This is a genomic window from Acidobacteriota bacterium (genome assembly GCA_022340665.1).
Taxonomy (GTDB): domain Bacteria; phylum Acidobacteriota; class Thermoanaerobaculia; order Thermoanaerobaculales; family Sulfomarinibacteraceae; genus Sulfomarinibacter.
Window position 1 is genome coordinate 39,996 of sequence record JAJDNM010000002.1, and the last position, 6,025, is coordinate 46,020.

5 protein-coding genes and 1 pseudogene are annotated in these 6,025 nt (G+C 62.7%); 4 read left to right on the top strand and 2 right to left on the bottom strand.

The window, feature by feature from the left end:
* Positions 1-145 precede the first annotated feature (145 nt).
* The 3 genes and pseudogenes from LJE93_00345 (at position 146) to LJE93_00355 (ending at position 2,445) form a co-directional block, all read left to right on the top strand.
* Positions 146-571, top strand: a complete 426-nt coding sequence (locus tag LJE93_00345) for a DNA polymerase III subunit chi (protein ID MCG6947354.1) — start codon at positions 146-148, stop codon at positions 569-571.
* A 401-nt stretch (positions 572-972) separates the two neighbouring features.
* Positions 973-1,857 (top strand): alpha/beta hydrolase, encoded by an 885-nt coding sequence (locus LJE93_00350; GenBank protein ID MCG6947355.1) that lies wholly within the window; start codon positions 973-975, stop codon positions 1,855-1,857.
* Positions 1,858-1,917: 60 nt separating this feature from the next.
* A pseudogene (locus LJE93_00355) lies at positions 1,918-2,445 on the top strand (SDR family NAD(P)-dependent oxidoreductase).
* Between the two features lie 5 nt (positions 2,446-2,450).
* Here the strand turns inward: LJE93_00355 and LJE93_00360 are convergent.
* On the bottom strand, positions 2,451-3,635 hold the full coding sequence (locus tag LJE93_00360) for an acyl-CoA dehydrogenase family protein (GenBank protein ID MCG6947356.1): 1,185 nt from the start codon (positions 3,633-3,635) through the stop codon (positions 2,451-2,453).
* Positions 3,636-3,685: 50 nt separating this feature from the next.
* The gene (locus tag LJE93_00365) at positions 3,686-5,485 is read right to left on the bottom strand and encodes a carbon starvation protein A (protein ID MCG6947357.1); all 1,800 of its coding nucleotides are present in this window, start codon (positions 5,483-5,485) and stop codon (positions 3,686-3,688) included.
* A gap of 33 nt (positions 5,486-5,518) precedes the next feature.
* Between LJE93_00365 and LJE93_00370 the strand changes: the two genes are divergently transcribed.
* Positions 5,519-5,887: a hypothetical protein gene (locus LJE93_00370; GenBank protein MCG6947358.1), complete on the top strand. Its 369-nt coding sequence runs from the start codon at positions 5,519-5,521 to the stop codon at positions 5,885-5,887.
* Positions 5,888-6,025 lie beyond the last annotated feature (138 nt).

Here is a 6,025-nt window from a genome sequence, read left to right on the forward strand (position 1 = left end):
ACGAAGGCGTGCACGCTTCGTGGCAATTCAGTGGCGACAAGCAGGTACCGGCTATTAGCCGTGAGCGGCTCGCCGTGGTTGATGAAATGTGGGTGCGGGACCTGAGTGATCATTGCTCGGAGCCGATCGGTTAGAATTGCCCTCGATGGCCCGTTTGGAACTCCACGAACTCAAGACTGACAAACGAGCCGGTGAGCTGGCCGCCCTGCTATCGCGACTCCATGCATCGCGCGAGAGGCTGGTGGTGTGGGTGGCTGATGAGGGCCGCCGCCAGATTCTCGATGACTACCTGTGGACCTTCCAGAAGCTCGCATTTCTGCCTCACGCACTTTGGGCCCCGGAGCTGGGCGAGGTCGAGGAACCGGTTGTCCTGGTCGGTGAACCGATGAATCCCAACGGTGCCTCGATTCTCGTGGTCGGCGATGACCCGCCGCCCGGGGCATGGGCGGCGACCTTCGACGAGGTTCACGACCTGATCCCTCCGGGGGAGGCCGGTGAGCGGCGAACGGAGTTTTGGGAAAGGTGGAAGGCGGATCCGGAGACAGACGGCGAGATGTACGAACGCGAGTAGAGACTGCCTCTCCGGCACACAATCAATATTGAGATCAAAACGCAGGCATGGCGATGACCGGTGGTAGAATTCCACCTGTCATGACCCCGCAGTAGGCACCCGGTGAGTCAGTGTTCAAAAGGGGGAGCCTTGAGAAGCAACAAGGTCGGCATCGTCGGTCTCGGTCCTGTGGGTTCGATCCTCGGCGCGTACCTGGTGCGCAGCGGTATGAGGGTGTACGGCGTCGAGCAGGCCGCGGCCGCTACGGCGCCAAGGAGGTCGGGGAGGGTTCGATGGTGCCGGTGCTCGGCTCGATCGCCAGCGCCATCTACGACGCGATCGGTGTGCGCATGACCGAGCTGCCCATCACGCCACAGAAGATCCTCGATGCGTTCAAGGAACAGCGCGGAAGCGGGGAGTAGGTGGGGCCCGATCGTGTTGCGGCGCCCTCGTTGGCGCAAGCCGATGACATCGAGAGTGAGAACTGGCACGATTGGGGCGGCACCGGGCCGACGCTTCACTTCGCCCACGCCAACGGCTTTCCCCCCGGCACCTACCGCAAGCTTCTTGAAGAGCTGGCTGTTGGTCACCACGTGGTTGCCATGGCAGCGAGGCCGCTATGGCGGGATGCGAGACCCCGGCCTCTCCGGAACTGGTCGGCCTTTGCCGAGGACCTGCGGACGGAGCTCGGGCGCCGCGACCTGCGCGGCATCGTTGGCGTCGGCCACAGTCTGGGCGCGGTCATCTCGCTGCTGGCCGCGGCCGGCGACCCGGGGCTGTTCTCGGCCGTGGTCGCGATCGACCCCCTCATCCTCACCGGCGTTCGTTCGATCTACTGGGGGGCCGTGAAGGCTCTCGGCCTGAGTGGGAGAATTGGCATCGTGCGCGGCGCCCGACGCCGGCGCGAGATGTGGTCGAACCGCACCGAGGTGCGGTCCAGCTACGCGAGCAAGAGGATCTTCGCTGGCTGGGAATCAGAGGTGCTCGATGACTATGTTGATGTGGGGATGGTTGAAGTGCCGCAGGGCGGGGTGCGCCTTCGTTTTCCGAAGGAGTGCGAGGCGAGGACCTTCTCGGCCGCGCCCCACAACCTGTGGCCGGAGCTCCGCAGAATTTCCGTGCCCACCCTCTTCGTGCAAGGTGAGCACAGCGACACCTTTGTCGACGCCGCGCGGACCAGGGTGGAGCGGGAGGTACCAGGATCCCGCACGACGGTTGTTCCAGACAGCTCGCACTTCGTGCCGATGGAGCGACCCGCAGAGTTGGCCCGCGTGATCAATGAATTCCTCGAAGAGGCAGCGCTATGATGACTTAACGTTCTAACGTTCAAACGTTTCAACGTTCAAACGTTTCGCCATCCGCCCCGAATGTGGCTGGGAACAGGTGGGAGGCCCAAGGTGAAGCTGGACCTTGAAGACGAAGGAGCGATCTTAACCGGTGGAAGCCTCGGCAATGGGCGGGCGGTCGCGCTCGAGCCGGCGCACGAGGGCGCAAATGTGGCCGTCAACTACCGGCGTCACCACGACGAGGCGATGGCCCTTGTGGCGGAGATCGAGGGAATGGACCGCAAGGGCCTCGCGGTCAAGGCCGACGTCTCGAGTTACTCCGACTCGGAGGCGATGGTGGCGAACCTGGTGGAGGCCTTTGGCCGCTAAGACATCTTGGTATGCAAAGCCGGCATCACCTGGGACGGCGTCATATGGAAGATGACCGAGTAACAGTGGGACGCGGTCATCGACGTCAACCTCAAGGGCTACTTCAACCACAACAAGACGGCGGCGCTTCACTTCAAGGACCGGAAGTACGGCAAGATCGTCAATATCTCCTCGATCAACGGCATCCGCGTCTATTACACCGTCGAGCAACCAGGCACCTCGTGGGGAAAGGCGCCCTGAGACCTTCACTCCGCCGGCGAGGGATCGAATGAACGCATTCCGGTGAGGTAGGCCCCGACCGCCAGGGTGTGCATGTCGTGGGTGCCCTCGTAGGTGTAGACTGACTCGATGTTCATCAGGTGGCGCATGATCGGGTATTCGTTGACGATGCCGTTGGCGCCGTGGATCTCCCGCGCCAGCTTGGCGCACTCGCGGGCGACCCAGCAGTTGTTACGCTTGGCCAACGAGACCGCCTCGTGACTCATGGTTCCGTTGTCTTTCATCCGGCCGAGCTGGAGTACGAGGAGCTGTCCTTTGACGATCTCGTTGAACATCCAGACCAGCCGCTGCTGGATGATCTGCTGCGCCGCGATCGGCCGACCGCCGAACTGAATGCGGTTCTTCGCATAGTCGAGCGCCGCCGTGAAGGTGGCCATCGCCGAGCCGATGACTCCCCACGCGATGCCGTAACGCGCCTGGGTGAGGCACATCAGCGGGTTCTTGAGGCCGGTGGTGCCAGGCATCAGGCTGTCGGCGGGCAGCCGACAGTCCTCGAACACCAGCTGCGAGGTCACCGAAGCTCGGAGGGAGTACTTGCCCTTGTGCTCGACCGTCGAAAAACCGGGGGTGCCCCGTTCGACCAGGAAGCCGCGGATGCCGTCGTCGGTGCGCGCCCAGACGACTGCGATATCGGCAATGCCACCGTTGGTGATCCAGGCCTTCTCGCCGTTGAGGATCCAATCGTCGCCGTCACGCTTGGCGCGGGTCCGCATGGCGCCCGGATTCGATCCGAAGTCGGGCTCGGTGAGACCGAAGCAGCCGACGGCCTTGCCCCTGCCGAGCAGCGGGATCCATCGGTCCTTCTGATCCTGGCTGCCCCACGAGAGGATGGGATACATCACCAGCGCCGATTGCACCGACATGAAGGATCGCAGTCCCGAGTCGCCGAACTCGAGCTCCTGGTTGATGAGGCCGTAGGAGACGCTATTGAGGCCCGGCAGGTCGTACTCGTCGAAGCTCGCGCCAAGAAGGTCGAGGTCGGCCATTTCGCCGACCAGGTGGCGTGGGAATTCACCCTCCCAAGCCCACTCCTCGATTTCGGGCATGACGCGGTCGCGCACCCACGCGTGCACTGAATCTCTGACCATCCGCTCCTCCTCGCTGAGGAGGTGATCGATGTGGTACAGATCGAGGTCCTCGAATCGGGTCATGGTGGGCCTCCCGTGTGCTCGGTGATTATACCCGCGGATACAGAGGCGGATTATTCTTCCGGAAGCGCGATGTCGAGCGCCTCAACCGCTGCGGTACGGGTGAAACGCCTCACGGCAAGTACCGCCTCGACCACCAGCCACAGCGCGATGAACGTGATCGCGCCGCCGACGAAGAGAAGCGTGTGGTTCCCGTCGCGCCAGAAGGAGAGAAGCTTCGTGGCCATGGCGATGAGGGTCGTGACCATCATGAAGACCATCGGCACCAGATATGGAAGGGCGAATCTCCGCCGCTGCAGCAGATAGAGGGAAACCGTCAGCAGAGCGAGACCGGCGAGGAGCTGGTTAGTCGAGCCGAAGAGCTGCCAAAGGACGAGACCTGCCGACCGTCCTTCGATGCGGTAAAAGGCAAAAAAGGAGATGGCGATCACTGCCAACGTCGACGAGAGGTAGCGGTTTCCGAGCGGCGCGAAACGGATCGAGGTCCCGATCTCCTCGATGTTGTAGCGCAGGAGCCTGGTGGCCGAGTCGAGAGTCGTGAGGGCGAAGCTCACGACGACAACCGCGATCAGAGTGCGGGCTGTCTGCTCGGGCAGCCCGACCGTTGAAACGAAGCGGGTCGAACCCTCGATGAATGCACTCATGCTGGAACCGAGCCCCTGGATCGAGTCCCAATTGGCGTAGTGGTGTCGCCAGGCGGTTGGTGACACGAAACCGGCTGTGCAGGCGAGGACTGCAGCGAGCCCAAGTAATGATTCGCCGATCATTGCGCCGTAGCCGATGGGACGGGCGTCTGGTTCGCGGTCGAGTTGCTTGGCAGTGGTGCCCGATGACACCAACGAGTGGAAGCCGGACGCCGCGCCACAGGCGATGACGATGAAGACGAACGGGTAGAGCGGTGGTGCGCCGACCGGGTGGGCATCGACCACGGGAGCGGCAAACTCCGGACGGAGGATAAAGAACCCGATGTAGGTCAAGCCGAGACCGACGTAGAGCAGGAGCGAATTGAGGAAATCGCGGGGTTGCAGCAGCGACCACACCGGAAGCACAGATGCGAGCCAGGCGTAGGCGAGGAGGATCCAGGTCCAGCCTTCCGAAGAAGCCCAGCGCACCGGCAGAGCGGGCGAGGCGATGACGACGACGAGGATCAAGACGAATGCCACCGTGATGAGGGGCATAAGCGCGAACCCGCGGCGGCGCACCGACCATCCGATAAGAACGGCGGCAACGAGGATCGCCGCCGAGGGCACCACCGATTCCGGGTAGTAGTCGGCCGAGAAAAGTAGACCAACAACGTAGGCGAAGACTCCCATCGCGAGGGCGATGGCAAAGAAGATGATAGCGTGCATCAGCGACATTGCACGCGGCCCCATCAAGTTTTCGGCGATAGAACCGATTGAGAGACCCTTCGCCCGTACCGAGATAACGAGGGCGCCGAAGTCGTGGACGCAGCCGATCAGGATCGAGCCGAGGACCACCCACAACATTGCGGGCAGCCAGCCCCACACCACCGCGATTGCCGGACCGAGCATCGGAGAGAGGCCCGTGATCGACGCGTAATGGTGGCCAAAAAGCACGATTGGGCGGGTCGGGACGTAGTCTATTCCGTCCTGCAGCGAGTGTGATGGGGTGACCGCATCCGCGCGCAAGGCGAAGATTTGTTGCGCCAGGAACCGCGAGTAGAGAAGATACCCTGCGAAATACAAAGCGAAACAGATCAGGACTACGAGGATCGATGTCATGCGCGCCATCTTACCCGCGTTTCTGTCCCGAGCCCGTCTTCGTATCCGCGCCCGTACCCGAAAGAACGACGCCCAGTCTCGATCTTCGGCCGCCGACGGATGCCATATCATCGGGCGAAGATAGTGACGAGGAGTGGCCTGACGATGAATCGTCGTAAAGAACACGAACCTCCGGCTGCCATCGCCGAGTGGGGTTGGCGTTATCACCACATGGGGATCCCCACGACCGAACGGCGTGCCGGGGAGGTGTTTCTCGAAGAGCTGCGGATGTACGTCTCCGGCTTCGACACCAGTCCGTTCGGCGTGGAATGGATGCGATTCGAACCCGGGAGTCCGGTCTCTGAGATTGTCCGCACAGTGCCCCACATCGCGTTCGAGGTCGATGACCTCGGTCGTGCGCTCGAAGGGAAAGAGTTGATTGGCGTCCCGTCATCGCCGATGGCGGGCGTCAGAGTCGCGATGATCCTCCACAACGGTATGCCGGTGGAGCTGATGGAGTTTGAACGGGCGTAGATCTATGCCTGATCGTATCCTGTGCCGGTCATTCTTCCTCGGTGGGCAGATTCCGTAACCATCGCCTGGCTCCTGCTTCCGACCTCACCGCCCCCGCGACCTGTGCTGCGGTGAGCGCGTTGACTGCCCGGCCGAGCT